Origin of the sequence: Fusobacterium sp., assembly GCF_032477075.1 — a bacterium.
In the GTDB taxonomy this organism is placed as follows: domain Bacteria; phylum Fusobacteriota; class Fusobacteriia; order Fusobacteriales; family Fusobacteriaceae; genus Fusobacterium_A.
Map to the genome: position 1 here is coordinate 39,561 of NZ_JAWDXO010000002.1, position 20,776 is coordinate 60,336.

At 29.1% G+C, this 20,776-nt stretch carries 17 protein-coding genes and 2 riboswitches; of the genes, 9 read left to right on the forward strand and 8 right to left on the reverse strand.

Features of this window, described 5'->3' with window-relative positions:
- Positions 1-10: 10 nt before the first annotated feature.
- Positions 11-835, reverse strand: coding sequence for an endonuclease/exonuclease/phosphatase family protein (locus E6771_RS01390; RefSeq protein WP_316089095.1), 825 nt, complete (start codon positions 833-835; stop codon positions 11-13).
- Positions 836-990: 155 nt separating this feature from the next.
- Between E6771_RS01390 and E6771_RS01395 the strand changes: the two genes are divergently transcribed.
- The 6 genes from E6771_RS01395 to E6771_RS01420 all read left to right on the forward strand — a co-directional run bounded on the left by E6771_RS01395 (position 991) and on the right by E6771_RS01420 (position 8,988).
- Positions 991-1,707: an HAD family hydrolase gene (locus tag E6771_RS01395; protein WP_316089097.1), complete on the forward strand. Its 717-nt coding sequence runs from the start codon at positions 991-993 to the stop codon at positions 1,705-1,707.
- Between the two features lie 29 nt (positions 1,708-1,736).
- On the forward strand, positions 1,737-2,075 hold the full coding sequence (locus E6771_RS01400; RefSeq protein ID WP_316089098.1) for a hypothetical protein: 339 nt from the start codon (positions 1,737-1,739) through the stop codon (positions 2,073-2,075).
- 56 nt (positions 2,076-2,131) lie between these two features.
- A complete protein-coding gene (locus E6771_RS01405) occupies positions 2,132-6,361 on the forward strand; it encodes an acyl-CoA dehydratase activase-related protein (protein WP_316089100.1) in 4,230 nt (1,409 codons plus the stop codon).
- Between the two features lie 65 nt (positions 6,362-6,426).
- Positions 6,427-7,533, forward strand: coding sequence for an alanine--glyoxylate aminotransferase family protein (locus E6771_RS01410; protein ID WP_316089102.1), 1,107 nt, complete (start codon positions 6,427-6,429; stop codon positions 7,531-7,533).
- A 146-nt stretch (positions 7,534-7,679) separates the two neighbouring features.
- Positions 7,680-8,408, forward strand: coding sequence for a GntR family transcriptional regulator (locus tag E6771_RS01415; protein ID WP_316089103.1), 729 nt, complete (start codon positions 7,680-7,682; stop codon positions 8,406-8,408).
- Positions 8,409-8,553: 145 nt separating this feature from the next.
- Positions 8,554-8,988 (forward strand): RrF2 family transcriptional regulator, encoded by a 435-nt coding sequence (locus tag E6771_RS01420; protein WP_316089105.1) that lies wholly within the window; start codon positions 8,554-8,556, stop codon positions 8,986-8,988.
- 61 nt (positions 8,989-9,049) lie between these two features.
- On the opposite strand, the gene E6771_RS01425 is transcribed toward E6771_RS01420, so the two are convergent.
- Both E6771_RS01425 and E6771_RS01430 read right to left on the reverse strand, forming a co-directional pair.
- A complete protein-coding gene (locus E6771_RS01425; RefSeq protein ID WP_316089106.1) occupies positions 9,050-9,601 on the reverse strand; it encodes a toxin-antitoxin system YwqK family antitoxin in 552 nt (183 codons plus the stop codon).
- A 94-nt stretch (positions 9,602-9,695) separates the two neighbouring features.
- A complete protein-coding gene (locus E6771_RS01430; protein ID WP_316089107.1) occupies positions 9,696-10,820 on the reverse strand; it encodes a sn-glycerol-3-phosphate ABC transporter ATP-binding protein UgpC in 1,125 nt (374 codons plus the stop codon).
- Positions 10,821-10,956: 136 nt separating this feature from the next.
- Positions 10,957-11,042, forward strand: a riboswitch (SAM riboswitch).
- A 79-nt stretch (positions 11,043-11,121) separates the two neighbouring features.
- Between E6771_RS01430 and metF the strand changes: the two genes are divergently transcribed.
- The 3 genes from metF to E6771_RS01445 are packed head-to-tail and all read left to right on the forward strand — an operon-like array spanning position 11,122 to position 15,677.
- On the forward strand, positions 11,122-12,003 hold the full coding sequence (gene metF, locus E6771_RS01435; protein WP_316089109.1) for a methylenetetrahydrofolate reductase [NAD(P)H]: 882 nt from the start codon (positions 11,122-11,124) through the stop codon (positions 12,001-12,003).
- Positions 12,003-15,329, forward strand: a complete 3,327-nt coding sequence (gene metH, locus E6771_RS01440; protein WP_316089110.1) for a methionine synthase — start codon at positions 12,003-12,005, stop codon at positions 15,327-15,329. The genes metF and metH overlap by 1 nt, the downstream gene beginning before the upstream one ends.
- Positions 15,330-15,389: 60 nt before the next feature.
- Positions 15,390-15,677 carry a putative quinol monooxygenase gene (locus E6771_RS01445; RefSeq protein ID WP_316089111.1) on the forward strand — a complete coding sequence of 96 codons (288 nt, stop codon included), beginning with the start codon at positions 15,390-15,392 and terminating at the stop codon, positions 15,675-15,677.
- 45 nt (positions 15,678-15,722) lie between these two features.
- Here E6771_RS01445 and E6771_RS01450 read toward each other — a convergent pair whose 3' ends face one another.
- The 5 genes from E6771_RS01450 to citF all read right to left on the reverse strand — a co-directional run bounded on the left by E6771_RS01450 (position 15,723) and on the right by citF (position 20,772).
- Positions 15,723-16,901 (reverse strand): NADP-dependent malic enzyme, encoded by a 1,179-nt coding sequence (locus E6771_RS01450; RefSeq protein WP_316089113.1) that lies wholly within the window; start codon positions 16,899-16,901, stop codon positions 15,723-15,725.
- Between the two features lie 353 nt (positions 16,902-17,254).
- Positions 17,255-17,464, reverse strand: a complete 210-nt coding sequence (locus E6771_RS01455) for a hypothetical protein (protein ID WP_316089114.1) — start codon at positions 17,462-17,464, stop codon at positions 17,255-17,257.
- Positions 17,465-17,679: 215 nt separating this feature from the next.
- Positions 17,680-17,802, reverse strand: coding sequence for a hypothetical protein (locus E6771_RS01460; RefSeq protein WP_316089116.1), 123 nt, complete (start codon positions 17,800-17,802; stop codon positions 17,680-17,682).
- Positions 17,803-17,830: 28 nt separating this feature from the next.
- Entirely contained in the window at positions 17,831-18,985 is a 1,155-nt protein-coding gene (gene metK / locus E6771_RS01465) for a methionine adenosyltransferase (RefSeq protein ID WP_316089117.1), read from the reverse strand.
- Positions 18,986-19,078: 93 nt separating this feature from the next.
- Positions 19,079-19,166: riboswitch (SAM riboswitch) on the reverse strand.
- 61 nt (positions 19,167-19,227) lie between these two features.
- Positions 19,228-20,772, reverse strand: coding sequence for a citrate lyase subunit alpha (gene citF / locus E6771_RS01470; protein WP_316089118.1), 1,545 nt, complete (start codon positions 20,770-20,772; stop codon positions 19,228-19,230).
- Positions 20,773-20,776 lie beyond the last annotated feature (4 nt).

Consider the following 20,776-nt stretch of genomic DNA (forward strand, 5'->3'; position numbering starts at 1 on the left):
ACCTCTATTTTTAATCATCATCCTCTGATATTTCTACCACTATAAATATAGGAAGATGATCTGATATTTTATCTTTCATAAGTCTATATTGTCCTTGAGTAAAATCCAAAGCCCCACTTTTCCCTGTAAATTCCCTAGTGTGTACTGTTGATAAGAACATATTATCATAGGAATTTGCTAAACTTTTTTTCCCTAATGTTGTTTTAATTATTGGGCTCAAAGCATATATTATTTTATCTGAATGTGAAAGAAACTTTTCAAATGACTCATCAAATCCAGAAAGATTGAAGTCTCCAGCAATAATAATATCATTTTCTTCTGAATCCATATTTTGAAAATAATCATACACTTCATTCATCTTAAAAGCTTCTGCTCTTCTTGCACTTTCATTTTTTCCAAACACTGAATGAACAAGAACAAAAGTAAAATCAAATTCTCCTATTTTAAAATCTGCTCCATAAGGTGGTCTTGCAAATTTATCCTCTATATCTTTGTAAAAACCTCTTTCTTTTAAAAATTTTACTTTATCTTTTTTCCATATATAAGCAAAATACTCTTTATAACTATTTTTTCCTACTGGATATGGTGAAACATGATAATCCCATTTCTCTCCAGACACTTTATTTAAAGTGTTGACAAGCTTTTCCACTCCCTCTATATTCATTACTTCTATAAGCCCAGTTATATCAAACATCTCAAGAGTTTTAGCCATCAAAATATAATCTTTTTGGCTTTTTCCGAGTCTTAATGTGTTAAAAGATGCTATATATCCTTCTTGAGCAAAAATTATCACTGTTAATAAAAAATATATAAAAATCAATTTTATTTTTTTCATATTTCACACACCTTTTTTACAAAAAATACTATTATATTAATTTTACCATATTTTAGTCAATAAACAATGAGAAAAATTGACTTTTTTTCATTTTTGAACTATAATTTCTTAACATGGATAATTAATTTCATATAAAAAATGAGGAGATGATGTATATGATTGCAGCATTTTTTGATATTGATGGGACAATTTATAGAAATTCTCTTCTGACTGAGCATTTTAAAAAACTTATAAAATATGAATTGTTGGATTTCAGAGAATACGATACAAGAGTAAAAGAAGCTTTTAAGCTCTGGGATGAAAGAGTTGGAGATTATGATAAGTACCTTCTTGGTCTTACACAGACTTATGTTGATGCTATAAAGGGACTTTCTACAGAATATAATGATTTTGTGGCAGATCAGGTAGTAGAATTAAAAGGAAACAGAGTTTATTCTTACACAAGAAGCATGATAAAATGGCATAAAGAACAAGGGCATAAAGTTATTTTTATTTCTGGAAGTCCAGATTTTTTAGTATCCAGAATGGCTAAAAAATGGGATGCTGATGATTTTTGTGGTTCTATATATCATGTTGAAAATGGAATGCTTTCTGGAAAAATTTCTCCAATGTGGGATTCAGAAAATAAAATGAAGTCTATAGATATGTTTTGTAAAAAATATAGTATTGATTTAATGAAAAGTTATGCCTATGGAGATACTCATGGTGATTACAGTATGCTCCTTAGCGTTGGTCATCCCAGAGCTATTAATCCAAGTCTTGAACTTTTAAATAGTATAAGAGAATCTGATTATTTGAAAAAAAATACAGAAATTATTATAGAAAGGAAAGATGTCATTTATAAAGTACATTCTAACGTGGAAACTTTATAATTTTTTTAATTTTAATCAAGGAGGCAAATATGAGAATGAGATTATTTTATTTTATAATTTCATTTATGTTTATGTTTTTTACTTCTAATTTTGATATTCAGGAAAAACATTCTGCTTTTAAAGACTTACCCCAAAATATTCTTCTTTTAGGTAAGATAGAAAGTACTAGAGAATATAGTTTTATAAAAATAGACAAAATAGAACTTGCAGATAGGGAAACTTTAAAAAATCCCATACCTGCTTTTTTAGAAATGACAGAGATTGTTACAGAAGAGCCTTGCATAAATACTGTTATTTATCTGCAAAAAGATATTTTAACATTTTATACAATCCTTGAACGGTATGATTCCCGAATTCTTTTGATTTAACAATTTCTCATAAAAATCACATTATATTCAAGAAACAATAATAAGGAGATTAATTTATGAGAGAATTTTATATAGGAATGGACGTTGGTTCTACTACTATAAAAATAGTATGTCTTGATGAAAAAGATAATGTTATCTATTCAATTTATCAAAGACATCTTTCTAATGTTAGAGAAACAACTAAAAAAATGTTTGATGAATTTTTAGAACATATGAAAAATAATTTTGGAAAAGATATTAAATATAAAATAAGTATTACTGGTTCCAGTGGAATGGGAATCTCTTCTTGGATAGGTATAGATTTTGTACAGGAAGTTATTGCTTGTATAAAATCTATTGAAACTCTTATTCCAGAAACTGATGTAGCTATTGAACTTGGAGGGGAAGATGCAAAAATAACTTTTCTTAAAAATGATATGGATCAAAGAATGAATGGAAGCTGTGCTGGTGGAACAGGAGCTTTCATTGATCAGATAGCTACTCTTTTGGACACAGATGCTTCAGGTCTTAATGAACTTGCTAAAGGATTTGATTCTATTTATCCAATAGCTGCCAGATGTGGAGTGTTTGCAAAAACTGACATACAACCTCTTATCAACGAGGGAGTAAGAAAAGAAAATATAGCCGTATCTGTATTTCAAGCTGTGGTTAACCAAACTATAACTGGTCTTGCTTGTGGTAAAAAAATAACAGGAAAAGTGGCTTTTTTAGGAGGTCCTCTTTTCTTTTTAAGTGAGCTTAGAAATAGATTTATTGATACATTAAAATTAGTTCCTGAAGATGTTGTTTTTCCTGAAAATTCACAGCTTTTTGTTGCTCAGGGTGCTGCTTTTCTTTCTAAAGAAAATGAAAGTGTATTTTCTTATGAAGAGCTTAAAACTAAAGTAGAGCGTCTTAATGAAAAAGATACTTCTGATACTTCAAGACTTCAGCCATTATTTGAAAATGAAGATGAATTGAATGAATTTCTTGAAAGACATGAAAAAGAAAAAATAGAAACAAGAGATTTAAGTACATATGAAGGAAATGCTTATCTTGGAATAGATGCAGGTTCCACTACTATTAAAGTAGTTCTTATTTCAGAAGAAAAAGAGATATTGTTCTCACATTATTCACATAACAAGGGAAATCCACTTGATAATATTATTGCTACACTTAAAGAACTGTATTCAAAAATGAATAAAAATATTATTATTAAAGGTTCATGTGTTACTGGATATGGAGAAACTCTAATCAAAGCAGCATTGAGAGTAGATATTGGTATAGTTGAAACTATGGCACATTATAAAGGATCACAATTTTTCCAGCCAGATGTTGATTTTATACTTGATATTGGTGGACAAGATATGAAATGTCTGAAAATACAGGATGGTATTATTACTTCTATTCTTTTAAATGAAGCTTGTTCTTCTGGATGTGGATCATTCCTTGAAACTTTTGCTCATTCGCTTGGAATGGATATTCTGGAATTTTCCAGATTAGGAATGGAATCCAAATCTCCAGCTGACCTTGGTACCAGATGTACTGTATTTATGAATTCAAAAGTTAAACAGGCACAAAAAGATGGAGTAGAAGTAGCTGATATCTCTGCTGGACTTTCTTACTCTGTTGTCAAAAATACACTTTTTAAAGTTATAAAAATAAAAAACAAAGATGAATTAGGAAAAAATATAGTTGTTCAAGGAGGAACTTTCCTTAATAACTCTGTACTGAGAGCTTTTGAATTGGTTTCAGAAAGGAATGTAATCAGACCTAATGTTGCTGGACTTATGGGAGCTTTTGGAGCTGCCCTTATAGCAATGGAACAGGCTGGAGAAAGTTCATCTATTATGACTCTTGATGAGTTAAATAATTTCAGTTGTACTACAAATCTTACTAGATGTAAGCTTTGTAATAATCATTGTTTATTGACTATCCATAAATTTAAAAATGGTGAAAATTTTATATCAGGTAACAGGTGTGATAACCCTCTTGGAAAAATGAAGAAAAATACAGCACCTAATATGTTTGATTATAAATACAACAGATTATTTAACTATATACCTTTAGAACCTTCAAAAGCTACTAGAGGAGAAATCGGTATTCCTAGAGTCTTAAATTTCTATGACTCATATCCATTTTGGTTTACATTATTGACTAATCTTGGATTTAGAGTAATTATATCTGATGATTCATCTAAAAAATTATATGAAAAAGGGATTGATACTATTTCTTCTGATTCTATATGCTACCCTGCAAAACTTGTTCATGGACACATTGTGGATCTTATAGAAAAAGGTGTAAAAAGAATCTTCTATCCTTGTGTTATATTTGAAGAAAAAGAAGATGAAAAATCTTCTAATCAGTTTAACTGTCCAATTGTTATGTCATATCCAGAAGTTATTAATAATAATATGGATATATTAAAAGAAAAACATATAGATTTAATACTTCCATTTTTCTCATTTGAAAGTAAAGAAGTTCTTTATAAGACTGTCTTTGAAGAATTTGAAAGATTTGGAATATCAAAATCTGAAGCTAAAATGGCTGTAGATACTGCATGGGAAGAAAAATATAACTTTAGAAAAGATATGAGAAACAAAGCTCTTGAAATAATTGCTGATCTAGAAAAAACTGGAAAAACTGGAGTAGTTCTTTGTGGAAGACCTTACCACTGTGACAAAGAAATTCATCATGGTATTCCAAACATAATAAATTCCTTTGGAATAGCTGTTCTTACAGGAGATGCTGTTGCCAGTCTTGCTTCTCTTGATGAAGAACTGAGAGTAATAGATCAATGGACATATCACTCAAGGTTATACAGAGCTGCTGCTTATGTAGGAAAAAGCAAGTGTCTTGAACTTATAGAACTAAATAGTTTCAGCTGTGGTATAGATGCAGTGACTACTGACCAAGTAGAAGAAATATTAGCCAATTATGGAAAGGTACATACTCTTTTAAAAATAGATGAAATAAGTAACCTTGGAGCTGTAAAAATAAGAATAAGAAGCCTTTTAGCTGCTCTAGACTATAAGAAAAATGCTCTTAGATCTTCTATTAAAAAGAAAATAGAATATAAACGAGCTCAATTTACTAAAAAAATGAAAAAAGAATATACTATCCTTGCTCCACAAATGGCACCAATGCATTTTAAATTATTAAAAACTGCATTCAAAGCTGAAGGATATAACCTTGAAGTACTGGATGAAACACAAGAAGCATTAGATTGTGGACTTCAATATGTTAATAATGATGCTTGCTATCCATCTATATTGGTTATTGGAGAACTCATCGCGGCATTAAAATCAGGAAAATATGATCTTGATAAAACTGCTGTTATGATTTCACAAACTGGTGGAAGCTGTCGTGCTACTAATTATTTAGGGTTCTTGAAAAAAGCTATAAAAGACAGTGGCTTTGAAAAAATTCCTATTCTTTCTTTAAATGCAAGCGGTTTTGAAAAACAGGAAGGTTTCTCTATAACTCTTCCTTTTGCTCATAAATGCCTGATAGCTGTATCATATGGAGATATTCTTATGAAACTTCTTTATCATGTACGTCCCTATGAAAAAATTAAAGGAAGTGCTTTTGAATTATATGAAAAATGGAATGAAAAAGTCAAAGAAAATATATATAATGGTAAGTTTTCTCAATTTAAAAATAATATAAATGCAATAGTAAATGATTTTTCTAAAATTGAAGTATCTGATGAAAAGAAAATAAAAGTTGGAATAGTTGGAGAAATACTTGTTAAATTCAGCCCTTTCGCTAATAATAATCTAGCTGAATTCATAGAGGCTGAAGGAGGAGAGGTTTATACTTCAAGTCTTATGAGTTTTGTTAAGTATTGTATATATAGTGATATATTTATAACTGAAAGATTTAAAGGCAAAATTGCAGCAATGAAATTAAAAGCTGCACTTTGGATAATAGAACAGTATACAAAAGTATTAAATAATGCTTTACAAAAAAATTCTAGGTTTGGACATGAGGATTCTATACAAGACCTTGCTCAAAAAACTTCTCAGTACATATCAATAGGAAATCAGTCTGGTGAAGGATGGTTTCTTATGGGAGAAATGATAGAGTTCATTGAGAAAGATGTTCCTAATATCGTTTGTGTACAACCTTTTGGATGTCTTCCTAACCATATAACTGGAAAAGGTATGATTAAAAAATTAAGATCAGAGTATGAGAATGTTAATATAGCTCCTATAGATTATGATCCTGCTTATTCTGAAGTCAATCAACTAAATAGGATAAAACTTATGCTTTCTGTTGCTAGAAAAAATCTAAAAAACTCTTAAAAAAGATTTAATTTATGATATAATTAAAGAAATAAAGAGGTTTTAAATTTTTGGAGGTGGATTGATTGTATAAAGCTAACTATCTTATGATGACCCCTGGACCTACAATGGTAAGAGAAAATGTTTTAAAAGCTAGATGCAACTTTTTTGGAAACCCTGACCTAGATCCTAATTTTTTTGTTTTTTATGATAAATTATGTAAAAAAACTGGAAAATTATTTGGAGCTAAAAAAGCTCAAACTGTTATAATGAATGGTGAAGGTATGCTTGGATTAGATACTGCCTGTGCTTCACTTACTGAGCCAGGAGACAAAGTTCTTGTTGTATCTAATGGTATCTTTGGAGAGGGATTCAAAGGTCTGGTGGAAACTTATGGTGGAGAGGTTACTTTATTTGAAACTGATGTTAAAAATACTTTTGATATAGATAAATTAAGAATATTTCTTGAAAAAAATAAAGATTTTAAATATGCTACTATGGTTCATTGTGATACCCCTTCTGGAGTACTTAATAATGTTGAAATTATTTGTAAAATTTTAAAATCTGAAGGAATTATGACAGTAGTTGACAGTGTTGCTGCTGTAGGTGGAGTACAATTAGATGTGGATGGATGGGGAATTGATATTGCTTTAGGAGGTTCTCAAAAAGTTTTCTCTGCTCCTTCTGGAATTACAATAATGACAGTAAGTGATGATGCTTGGGCAACCATTGAGAATAGAAAAACTCCTATTGCTTCTTTTTACTGCAATTTATCTTTATGGAAAAATTGTGTGAAAGAACAGCTTTTTCCCTATACAATGCCTGCCAGTGATTTAATAGCCTTTGATGTTGCAATTGATAACATTTATAAAGAAGGAATAGAAAAAGTTAGAGAAAGACACCATACAGCTGCTGAATATGTTAGAACTCGTCTTATGGACATAGGATTAGAACTTTATTTAAAAAACGGTTATTCTCCAACAGTAACTGCTTTCTGTCTCCCAGAAGGATACGATTACAAAGAAGTATCTGACTATCTTTTTCATAATTTTGAAGTAATGATAGCTGATTCTTATTCCTACTTAAGCAATAAAGTACTTAGAATAGGGCATATGGGTGAAAATGCTCGTTTCTATAGACTTGACTATACTTTAAAAGCTATTGAAAAAACTTTGAGAATTCTAAAAAAATAATATTTTACATTAAAAGTCTCTTTTTTGGCACTTCAAGTCATAAAAGAGACTTTTTAAGTTCAATCTATTGTTTTTATTTAATCTTGATTATATATTATATAATGCAGATAGTATAAATAAATTCAATTTCAGGGGAAGGAAACTTTATGTGTGATCTTGATAAAAATAATAAAATGCCATTGTACGGACAGTTAATGAATTTTTTACTTTCAGAAATAGAATGCAATAAGTTTAAAGAATATGAAAAATTGCCATCTGAAAGAGAACTCTGTGATAAATTTTGTTTAAGTCGTGATACTGTGAGGCAAGCTATTTTTCAATTAGAAAAAATGGGATATATTTATAAAAAACATGGAAAAGGAACTTTTGTTGCCCCAAAGCAATTAAAACCTGATTTATATAAATTTTATGATTTTACAGAGGAAATGAAAAAACTTGGAAAAGATGCTGCCTCTAAAATCTTATCCTTTGAAATAATCCCTGCTGATAAATATATAGCAAAATTTTTAAAAATAAAAGAAAATAGTAATGTTCATAGAATTACTCGTCTAAGGATTGTAGATTCTATCCCTCTTATTTTTGAAAAAACCTATCTTCCTATGGAAAAATTTGGCTATTTCCATATTGATGAATTAAATAACTCATCACTCTGTAATATATTAAAAAATAGATTTTCTGTAAAATTTTCTAAAGGGGAGGAAACTTTTTATCCAATCACTCCTGATGAAGAAATAGCCAGATACCTTAGTCTGATGAGATTTCAGCCAGTAATAAAAATAGAAAGAACTACTTTTGAAGACGAAATACCCATAATGTTCACTGAACGAATAGTTAGAGGGGATAAATTTAAATATACAGTTATAACTTCATTTTAATTTTAAAAGAAACTAAATTAATAGAAATTACTTATGATAAACATTTATTTCTTATAGAGAATTTCTTTTTTTCTAAAGTCCTATTCTATTAAACTATATTTTATGATATAATGCTGCATAATATATTTAGAAAAGGAGTAAAAAAATGAAAATAACACAGGAAACGAATTGTGCTATAAAAGCTATTCTATATTTATCTACACTTCAAAAAAGTGAAGTATCCTCTGCAAAAGTTATTGGAAAATTCATTGAATTTTCTGATAAATTTGTACTTAAAGTTTTGAGACCTTTGACAAGTGCAAATATAGTTTTACCTTTCAGAGGTGTTACTGGAGGATACTGCTTAAAAAAAACTATTGATAAAATTAGTCTTTTTGATGTTATAATTGCTGTGCAAAATGATATTAATATATTGACTGTCATGAAAAATATGTCTAAGAAAGATATAAAAAAAGATGAGATATTTTCTATATTTGAGCAAATACAAGAATTTGAAAAAAAAGTCTTAAAAAAAATAACTTTTGATATGATTATAAATAATAAAGTAAGTTTAAAAAGTATATTAGAAATCACTATTTAATAAAAAAAGCTGCCTGTAAAAATATCCTTTCTTCAGGCAGCTACTTATTTTCTTTTCCAAATTATTTAAACTGTTCAGATCCATTAGAATAATGACATTCTTTTACTAATTTTCCTTCTGCATCATACTCTTTATAAACACCATTTAATTTTCCATTTTCTCCATAATTACACTCTATATATAGAACTCCATTTGAAAAATATTCTCTATAAGAACCATACATAGCTCCATTTTTAAAATTAACATCAAGTTTCACTTGTCCATTCGGGAAATATTTTATATTTTTTGTTGTTGTAGAGTTACTAGTATGTTCTGATGATTTTTTTAATTTTCCATTTGGGAAAAACTCTTCATAAAGTCCTATTGTTTCTCCATTTACAAGAGTACGCCTAGAACTTAATTTTCCATCACTATAGAAAGTTTCATATATTCCATGGATATTTCCATTTTTATAGAATTTATGTGTTTCTACCTGACCATTCATATAATATGATTTATATTCTCCTTCTCTAATTCCATTTACATAATTTTTTTCTTCCTGAATTCTTCCGTTATCATAAGTTTTTACCCATAGTCCTTCTTTTTTACCATCCTTATTATACTGATTTGTCATGATTATTCCCCCTTTGAATAATGATAATGATGTATAGCTAATATTAGTATACCTCATAATCTTTAAGAAATAAAGAGATTAAATTAAATTTTTCCTATTTCAATATATTTTTTTCTGTTTTATAATGGAAAATATGAATATTTAACATATTAAAGTCAAAAAATAGTTTTTTTCCAAATGAAATATTTTCAATTACATCTGTAGAAGCTCTTGCTGTGAATTCCTTTTCTCCTATTTTAAAATATATATACACTTCATTTCCCATATTTTCTACTACACTGACAATTCCTTTAATTCTATTTTTTTCTCTATTATTTTCATCTGCCACTTTTATATTCTCTGGTCTTATTCCAAACCATACTTTTTCACCAATATTATTTTTTAATTTTTCATACATTTCTTTACTTAAAGTTAAATAAGTATCAGTACTCAATTTTATTATAATATTTCCATTTTCCTCTAAAAGCTCTCCTTCAACTATATTCATAGTTGGTGAACCTATAAATCCAGCTACAAATTTATTTACAGGAGAATTATATATATTCATTGGAGTATCTACCTGCATAACTTTTCCTTTATTAAGTACACATATCCTGTCCCCCATTGTCATTGCCTCTACCTGATCATGAGTCACGTATACCATTATAGTTTTTTTGCCCTCATTGAGAAGTTCTTTATGAAGCTGTGTTATTCTTACTCTCATAGATACTCTTAATTTAGCATCTAAATTAGAAAGAGGCTCATCAAAAAGAAATACTTTTGGTTCTCTTACTATAGCTCTTCCCAATGCTACTCTTTGTTTTTGACCTCCTGACATTTCTTTAGGTTTTCTATCCAAAATATCACCTATTTCAAGTCTTTCAGCAGTTTCTCTTACTCTTTTATCTATTTCTTTCTTAGGAAATTTTGCCATTTTTAATCCAAAAGCCATATTTTCATAAGCAGACATATGAGGATAAAGAGCATAATTTTGAAATACCATAGCTATTCCTCTATCTTTAGGGGGAAGACCATTTGACATTTTTCCTTCTATCCATAATTCTCCACTTGTTATATCTTCCAGACCAGCTATCATTCTCAGCATAGTTGATTTAGCACAACCAGAAGGACCCACTAATACCATAAACTCTCCTGATTTTATTTCCAAGTCTATCCCATGAACAGCTTTAAAACCATTAGGGTATACTTTTTCAATATTTTTTAAGATAACTCCACTCATATCTGCTCCTTTTTTGTATTCTTCAATAGAAATTATACCACATTTTTTCTTTGTTGTATAAAAACAAAAAGATAACTTGTTATTTTTACTCTATTGACAATAATATTTGAATGTGATACAATTCATAAAATAATTAAATCCATAGAGAGAGATGGAGGGACAGGCCCTTTGATATCTCAGCAACCTGCTTTAAGTGTGGTGCTAATTCCTGATAGATGGTTTAGATTCTAAGACTTTAAGCTTTTTTCATCTATCAGGTGGAAAAAGCTTTTTTTATTGGATTCAAACAGGAGATGAACAAATGAAAATTTCAGAATTATTTAAAAGAAAAAAAACAATTGTATCCTTTGAAGTATTTCCACCAAACAATGTATATTCTTTAGAAGATGTTTATTCTTCCATTGATGAACTTGCAAAACTACAACCTGACTTCATGAGTGTCACATACGGAGCTGGTGGTGCTACCAGAGGAAAGACAGTGGAGATTGCCTCAAAAATCAAAAATAACTACAAAATAGAAGCTCTGGCACATCTTACATGTCTGGGAGCAAAAAAAAGGGAAATTGATGATATATTGGAACAGTTAAGAAAAAATAATATAGAAAATATTCTTGCTTTAAGAGGAGATAAACCTAAAGATGGATTTCCTATAGAAGAAGGAGATTTTAAATATGCACAGGAACTTGTTTCATATGTAAAGAAAAAAAGAGATTTTTCAATAGGAGGAGCTTATTACCCAGAAGGTCATCAGGAAACAAATGATCTTCTTGATCTTTTTAACTTAAAAACAAAAGTAGACTCTGGAACTGACTTTCTTATCTCACAGATATTCTTTGACAATGAATCTTTTTATCGTTTCAAAGACAAATTAGACAAGCTTCAAATAAATATACCATTAATTGCTGGTATAATGCCTGTCACAAATGCAAAACAAATAAGAAAAATAACTTCAATGTGTGGGTGCAGTATTCCAAAAAAATTTCAAAAAATATTAAATAAATATGAAGATAATACTCAAGCATTAAAAGAAGCTGGAACTGCATATGCTACTGAGCAGATTATAGATTTAATAACATCTGATATTGATGGAATACATTTGTATACTATGAATAAAGTAGATACAGCTAAAAAAATAATGGCAAATATAGCACATATAAGAGAAGTTTCTGGAGGTAGCAGATAATGATAAATGAACTAAAAAAGAGAATACTAATATTAGATGGAGCTACTGGAACAGCTATTCAAAAATATAATCTTACAGAGATCGATTTTCAGGGAAAAAAAGGTTGCAATGAAATTCTCAATATTACTAGACCTGATATTATTAAAGAAATACATACTGGTTACATAAAAGCTGGAGCTGATATTATAGAAACCAATTCTTTCAATTGCAACAGAATATCTCTGAAAGATTATGGAATAGAAGATATGTCTTACACTCTTTCTAAAAAAGGTACTGAATTAGCTAGAGAAATAGCAGATAATTTCTATAAATCTTCTGGAAAAAAAATATATGTTGCTGGTTCTATTGGTCCCACAAGCAAAAGTCTTTCTCTTCCTATTGGAGATATTCCTTATGAAAGAGAAATTAATTTTGATCAAATGAAAAATATATACTCTGAACAAATAGAAGGTGTTATAGATGGTGGTGCTGACTGCATATTGATAGAAACTATATTTGATGGATTGAATGCTAAAACTGCACTTATAGCTGCCGAAGAGCTGTTTGAAAAGAAAAATATTCAGCTTCCTATTATGATCTCTGCAACTGTAAACAAGCAGGGAAAAATTTTCTCAGGTCAGAGTATAGAATCATTAATTGTTGCTTTAAATAGACCTTCAGTTATTTCTTTTGGACTTAATTGTTCTTTTGGAGCTAAGGACCTTATTCCAATGATAAAAAAAATATCTGCTTTTACAGATAAATATATTTCACTGTATCCAAATGCTGGACTTCCTAATGAAAATGGTGAATATGAGGAAACTCCTGAAGTAACAGCTGGATATTTAAAAGAATTAGTAGATAAAAAACAGGTAAATATTCTTGGAGGATGCTGTGGAACACATTTCTCACATATCAAGTCAATAGCAGATTTAGTAAAAAATAGAGAACCTAGACCTGCCATTTCTAAAGAAAATAAATGCTTTTTATCTGGAAATGAAATATATAATTTTAGTAATAAATTCACAGTAATTGGTGAAAGAAATAATGTAGCTGGTTCTAAGATATTTAAAACATTAATTGAGGAAAAAAACTATATAAAAGCCTTAGAAATAGCCCGTTCACAAATAGAAAAAGGAGCTGCTGTTTTAGATATCAATTTTGATGACGGATTATTGATACCTCATGAAGAAATGGAAAAATTCCTAAGAATAATACAAAATGATCCAATAGTTTCAAAAATTCCTATAATGATAGATTCATCAGACTTTCTCACTATTGAAACTGCTTTAAAAAATATTGCTGGAAAATCAATAGTAAATTCTATTTCTCTAAAAGAGGGAGAAGAATCTTTCAGAAAAAAAGCCAGAATAATAAAAAAATATGGTGCTGCTGTTGTAATTATGGCTTTTGATGAAAAGGGACAGGGAATATCCTTTGAAAGAAAAATAGAAATCTGTAATCGTTCATATAAACTATTAAAAGAAGAAAAATTTTCAGACCTAGATATAACTTTTGATCCAAATATACTTACTATTGGTACTGGGAGTGAAGATGATAGATATAATGGATTAAATTTTTTAAAAACAGTTCAATGGATAAAAAATAATCTTCCATATTGTAGTATTACTGGAGGACTTAGTAATTTATCTTTTGCTTTTAGAGGAAATAACTCATTGAGAGCAGCTATTCATTCTCTTTTTATTGAAATTGCAAAAGAAAAAGGAATGAATTTTGCTATAATGAATCCTAGTGAAAAAATCCCTCAACTGACTTTTGATGAAAAAAATATCATTTTAACATTAATAAATGGTGAAACTGATTCTCTTGAGGCTGTATTAAAACTTGCTGCAAAATTAAAAAATACCTCTATTATAAGTTCTCCTGCCAATAAGATAATAAACAATGATTTTGAATCTTTAAAAACTAGAATAGAAAAAGCCCTTATCTATGGAGGAAGTACAACTTTTGATATAGATATAAATGTTGCTTTAGAAAATATGACACCTTTAGACATAGTACAAAATATCTTAATGAAAGGCATGGATAAGATAGGTATTCTTTTTGAAAAAGGAGAACTCTATCTTCCACAACTTATAAGATCTGCAAGTGTTATGAACAAAGCTGTAGATATTCTCAGACCTCACATGAAAATAAAAGCTGATATAGGAATAAAAGGTAAAATTCTTATGGCTACTGTTGAAGGAGATGTTCATGATATAGGAAAAAATATTGCTGGAACAGTTTTAAAATGTAATGGTTATGAAGTAATAGATTTAGGAGTTATGATAAGTAAAGAAAAAATATTAGAAGAAGCTGTAAAAAACAATGTGGATATTATTACCTTGAGTGGGCTTATCAGCCCTTCATTAAAGGAAATGGAAAAAACATTATCTCTTTTAAATGATAATAAAATATCTATTCCTGTTCTTATAGCTGGAGCTGCTACATCAAAATTACATACAGCAGTTAAACTGGAACCTTTATATGAGAAAAGAACTTTTCATACTACAGATGCTTTGGATACTCTTACAATAATAAATAAACTTATCTATAGTGATAAAAAAATATTTATGGAAGAAAAAACAAAAGAACTCAGAGAACTCTGCAATATTTATTTAAATACTAAAAAAGAAAATTTAGAAAAAGAGAGATATTTAAAAGATGATTTTACCTCAAAAGTTATAATTCCTAATCAATTAGGAAAAAAATATATAGAATTTTCTCTCGAAAAAATTGAAAAATATATTAACTGGAATTTTCTTTTACATAATATGAAAGTTAAAAATACTCCTTTAGAAGAACAGACATTAAATGATGCTAAATATATTTTCAATAAAATGAAAGAAAATAGTATAAAAATAAGATGTTCATTTGGAATTTTCTCTTGTATAAAAAATTCAGATACTTTAACAATAAATGATAAAGATAAAAGCTGGAATATCTCTTTCATAAGGGGAAAGAGCAAAAATAAAAATATTGGAATAAGTGATTTTTTCAATAAAGAAGATTTTATAGGAGCTTTTGTTATTTCAGTAACTAGTTCTTTATTCACTCAAGATAATTATATGTGTATAATGGAAAATATCCTTCTTACAAGAATTGCAGAAGCAGCTTCTGAATTTTTAGAAGCTTATCTGAAAGAAGAAAATATCTGGATATCAAATATCAGACCTGCAATAGGGTATTCATCAATTCCAGATCATTCCATTAAAAAAATTATTTTTGAAATCATTGATGGAGAAAAAACAGGAGCATCACTCACTAATAATTTTGCTATGTCTCCCTTGAGCACAGTATGTGGTATCTATATTTCCAATCCAAAAAGTTTTTATTTTAATTTGTAATAATTTTAAATACCTGATACAGTATATATATTAAATTTGATCAACTAAAGGAGAAATATTATGATAATTGTATATGCAAAATCTATTGTACCTGAAGAAAATATTGATAAATATTTAGAAATAGCAAAAAAACTGGCAGAAGAGACAAGAAAAGAAAATGGAAATATTTTTTATGAAATGATACAAGACACAAATAATAAAAATGTTCTTGCCTTTATAGAAAAATGGGAGAATATGGAAGTTTTAGATAAACATATGAAAACTTCGCATTTTACTACACTTGTTCCTCAATTAAATGAATTGAGAGAGGGAGAATCTGAACTTACTATACATGAAATTTTATTTTAAAAAATAAGGCAGTCTGTTTATAAAAACAGACTGCCTTTTTATTTGTTAATCTCTGCATATTCCTTGTTCTTTTGCTACCTTTTCAACTGCATCTGCTACTGCATCTGCTACTCTTCTATCAAAAGCATCTGGAATAATATAATTTTCATTCATTTCTTCATCACTAATTAGAGAAGCTAGTCCTCTTGCTGCTGCAAGTTTCATTTCCTCAGTTATTTTCTTAGATTTTGCTCTTAAAGCTCCTTTAAATAGTCCTGGAAATACAAGAACATTATTTATTTGATTTGGATAATCTGATCTTCCAGTCCCTACTATTTTTGCTCCTCCCGTTAAAGCATCTTCTGGCATTATTTCAGGAGTAGGATTTGCCATTGCAAATATTATAGCATCTTTATTCATTGTTTTTACCATTTCAGCAGTAAGAATATTTCCTACAGATACTCCAATAAAAACATCCGCTCCTTGTACAGCAAAAGCTAAATCTCCAGCAAGGTCATTCGGATTAGTTATTTCAGCCAATTCTTTTTTAGAAAAATCATAAGATTCCTTATCACTTCTTCTAAGAATTCCTGGTTTGTCAAGAACTAATATTTCTTTTACTCCTAGGTCTCTTATAAGCTTAGTTATCGAACTTCCTGCTGCTCCTGCTCCATTTACTACAACTTTAGCATCAGAGAATTTTTTACCAACAACTTTAAAAGCATTAATAAGTCCAGCAGCAACTACTATTGCTGTTCCGTGTTGGTCATCATGAAATACAGGAATATCCAATTCTTTTTTTAGTCTAGTTTCTATTTCTATGCATCTAGGCGCTGAAATATCTTCTAAATTTATTCCTCCAAGTCCTGGAGCCAATAATTTTACAGTTCTTATTATTTCTTCTGGATCTTTAGTATCTAAGCAAATAGGAATTGCATCCACTCCTGCAAATTCTTTGAATAATACACATTTTCCTTCCATTACAGGAAGCGCTGCTTCTGGTCCAATATCTCCAAGTCCTAACACAGCTGTTCCATCAGTAATAACTGCAACCATATTTCCTTTAGCTGTATATTTATATACATCTTCTTTATTAGCTGCTATTTTTCTGCAAGGTTCTGCAACACCTGGAGAATAAGCAAGACTCAAATCATCTTTATTGGCTACTTTTACTTTTGAGACTATTGATATCTTCCCTTTGTTTTTTTCATGCATTTCTAATGCTCTTTCAAATACTGTTGGCATAAATATCTCCCTCCATTTTTATAAAATATTTTTTAAAAATTTATTTTTATTTTTTATAACAGTGCAAACTATATTTAAATAATATATATTTGCTTTTAAAGCCTTATATGATGTATTATATTCCCTTTTTGCACAAAAGTAAAGTGTTTTCTTTTTATTTTGTTTTATTTACGTATTTAATCTCTAATATTGATATAATAAACTTAAAGTAGTACATATATTTTCTGAAAATATTTTTTTAAAATATTTTTTTCATAAGTGTACAATATATATTATTTATTATCTTATTTCTTATAAAAATTTAGGTGATTGAAAAAATTTATTTTTCAGTCACCTAAATTTTATACAATATTTTATTTTAATATATTTAACTTTTTCAATTTTTCCTCATTTTCTTCTACAAATTCCTCAGTAATAGCATAAGATATAGTTTTAGTAACTACTATTGCAGTTCCATCAAAAGATATTTCTACTTTTTTATCTTTTTCCAAAAATTCTTCTCCTCTTTCTACAGCCTTAGCCAAATTTTCTGCATCTATTCTATCTTTTAATCTACCTCTCATAAAAATACCTCCTTTATTAATGTATTATTACTATTATATATTATACAAAATTAAAATTTCTTTCCTTTAAAATAATAAAAAAGAAGATAACTAAATATCTCCTTTTATGGCTATATAAATAATGAATATAAAAAGTTTGTTACTATTTCGGCTACTTATTTCCTCCAATGATATAACTAAATATTATTTTTTCAGTTAAATCTCTATATTTTAAACTATCTATCATGGATACTTGTAAAAATTGCAATTTCTTTTATATTAAGAACAAATTTTTCTATAATTTCAACTTTATCTTTTGCAAGAACTTTTCCAGCAGCTTCATAGATAATATCTGCCAAATCTTTGACTCATTTTTTTATATTTTGGTTATTTATTTAAAGCTTTTTTTAGTTCCTCTACTTTATCAATTTTCTCCCATGGAAGATCTAAATCTGTTCTTCCAATATGTCCAAATGCTGCCAAGTCTTGATATTTAAATTTTCCACTTCTTAATTCAAGTGCTCTTTCTATTCCTCTTGGTGTCAGGTCAAATACTTTTCTTACTGCTTCTGCTAAATCATATTCATCTACTTTTCCTGTTCCAAATGTATCTACTTTTACTGATGTTGGTTCTACTACTCCTATTGCATATGACAACTGGATTTCGCATTTGTCTGCTAAGTTTGCTGCTACTATATTTTTAGCTACCCATCTTGCTGCATATGCTGCAGATCTGTCCACTTTTGAAGGATCTTTTCCTGAAAAAGCTCCTCCTCCATGTCTAAAAAATCCTCCATATGTATCTACTATTATTTTTCTTCCTGTTACTCCTGTATCCCCATGAGGTCCTCCAATTACAAATCTTCCTGTTGGATTAATATGGAAATGTTTTACTTCTTCTGGATTAAGTTCATATGATTTTAATACTGGCTTTATAACTTTTTCTATTACTTCTTCTCTAATCTGAGTCTGAGTTACATCTGGATTATGTTGTACAGATACTACCACTGTATCAACATGATCTATTTTTCCATTTTCATCGTAAGCTAATGTTACTTGTGATTTTGCATCTGGTCTTGCCCATGGAAGCTCTTTTGTTCTAGTCATTTTAGTAAGTTTTACCAATATTTCTCTGGCTAATACAAGAGCCAATGGCATTAATTCTGGAGTTTCTTTTACTGCTCCTCCAAACATTATTCCTTGATCTCCTGCTCCCCCAATATCTACTCCCATAGCTATATCTGGTGATTGAGCATGAATAGCACTAAGTACTCCGCAATTTGAATCAAAGCCCATTCCTTCTTTATATCCAATTTCATCTATTTTACTTCTTACAATATCTTGTATATCTATATAAGTAGTAGTTGTAATTTCTCCTCCTACAACAACCTGCCCTGTTGTACAAAATACTTCACATGCCACTCTTGAATTCGGATCATCAGCAAGACATGCGTCTACTACTGCATCTGAAATTTGATCTGATACCTTATCTGGATGACCAGGTGATACAAATTCTGATGTGAAATAAGTTAAATTTTTCATTTTTCCTCCTTAAAATATATCAATAATTTAATGTTTAAGATAAAAAAATCCCTTTCATCAGACAGATGAAAGGGATTAAGTTTTAAATCCAATATTCCATCTATCAGGAGTTAGCACCACACTTAAAAAGCAGGTTGCTGAGATTTCAATGGGCCAGTCCCTCAATCTCTCTTGATGGTATTCTTTATATTTATCATTTACACTTTATTATATATTTTTTTACTAATTATGTCAATAATTATTTAGCTATTTTTTACTTGTCTTACAACATCTACTACAGAACCATCTCTATATTGTACTACAGCAACTACTTTATCCTCAAATTCTATTGCTTCTTCTTTTCCTGTCATAGCTTCTGCTATTTCTTTTAATTCTTCTATTGTTTTTATTGGAAGACTAGAATTTTTAAATTTCTCTATTAAATCTTTTCTCAATGGATTGATAGCTATTCCTCTTTCTGTTACTAATACATCTACTGTTTCTCCTGGAGTTGTTACTGTAGTTATTCTATCTTTTACTACTGATATTCTTGCATTTACAAGTTGTGATACTATTATACATAATTTTGATCCAGCAGCTGTATCACTGTGTCCTCCAGATCCTCCCATAATAACACCATCTGATCCTGTAGTTACATTTACATTGAAATTTGTATCCATTTCTGTTGCCCCTAATATGACTATATCAAGCATATTTACTACTGAACCTTTATTATTTGTATTCGCATACATTGTTGCTGACATTCTTATATGGTTTGGATTTTCTTTTGCTGATTTAATTGCATCAAGATCAAAGCATTGCACATCAAATAAAGCTTTAAAAAGTCCATCTTTATACATATCTACTATGTATCCTGTTATTCCTCCAGCAGCAAAGCTCCCTACTATACTTTTTGATTTCATAAGATTTCTAACTTCTGCTGCAACTGCAAGTGATATTCCTCCTGCACCTGTCTGAAAACTCATTCCATCTTTTAAATATCCTGATTGTTCTATAAATTTAGCTGTAAGATCAGCAATTTTTAGTCCAATTGGATTTTTAGTAATTTGAGTAGTTCCAGATACTATTCCTTTTGGATCTCCAATAGCATCTACTACTAGTACATAGTCTATTAAAGTTTGATTTATTTCTATAGTTGTATTTGGATAAGGAACTAAATTATCAGTGATTGCTACAACTAATTTGGCATTTTCAGCATCTGAATGAGCGTATCCTAAAGCTCCGCATGCTGATTTTCCATCTACTCCATTAATATTTCCATATTCATCTGATGTTGGAGCAGCAACAAAAGCTATATCTACTTCAACTTCTCCTGTTTCCATTATTCTTGCTCTTCCACCATGTGTATGCATAACAGCTGGTTTTTGCATTTTTCCTTGTGATATTGCTTGAGCTACTGGTCCTGACATATATCCAGCATATATTTGTGTCACTATCCCTTTTTCTATCATTTCTACTAAAGGTTTATGACATGGAAATATAGAACTTGCAACTATTGTTACATCTTTGCAACCTCTCTTTGCTATTTCCGCCATTACTAAGTTTAATACATAGTCTCCATTTCTCAAATGATGATGAAAAGATACTACCATTCCATCTTTCAATGGAAGTTTATCCATTAATTCTACAAAATCAGTATGAAGTTTTTTATCATTAGGATTTACAGCTTTAAAACTATAATTCTTTTTTACTACTCCTGTTGTATTTGCTAAATATCCATTATAATGATTGATTTTTCCGTATCCTTCTATAAAATCAGGAACTTCTCTTCCTAAAATATTTTTCATCTAT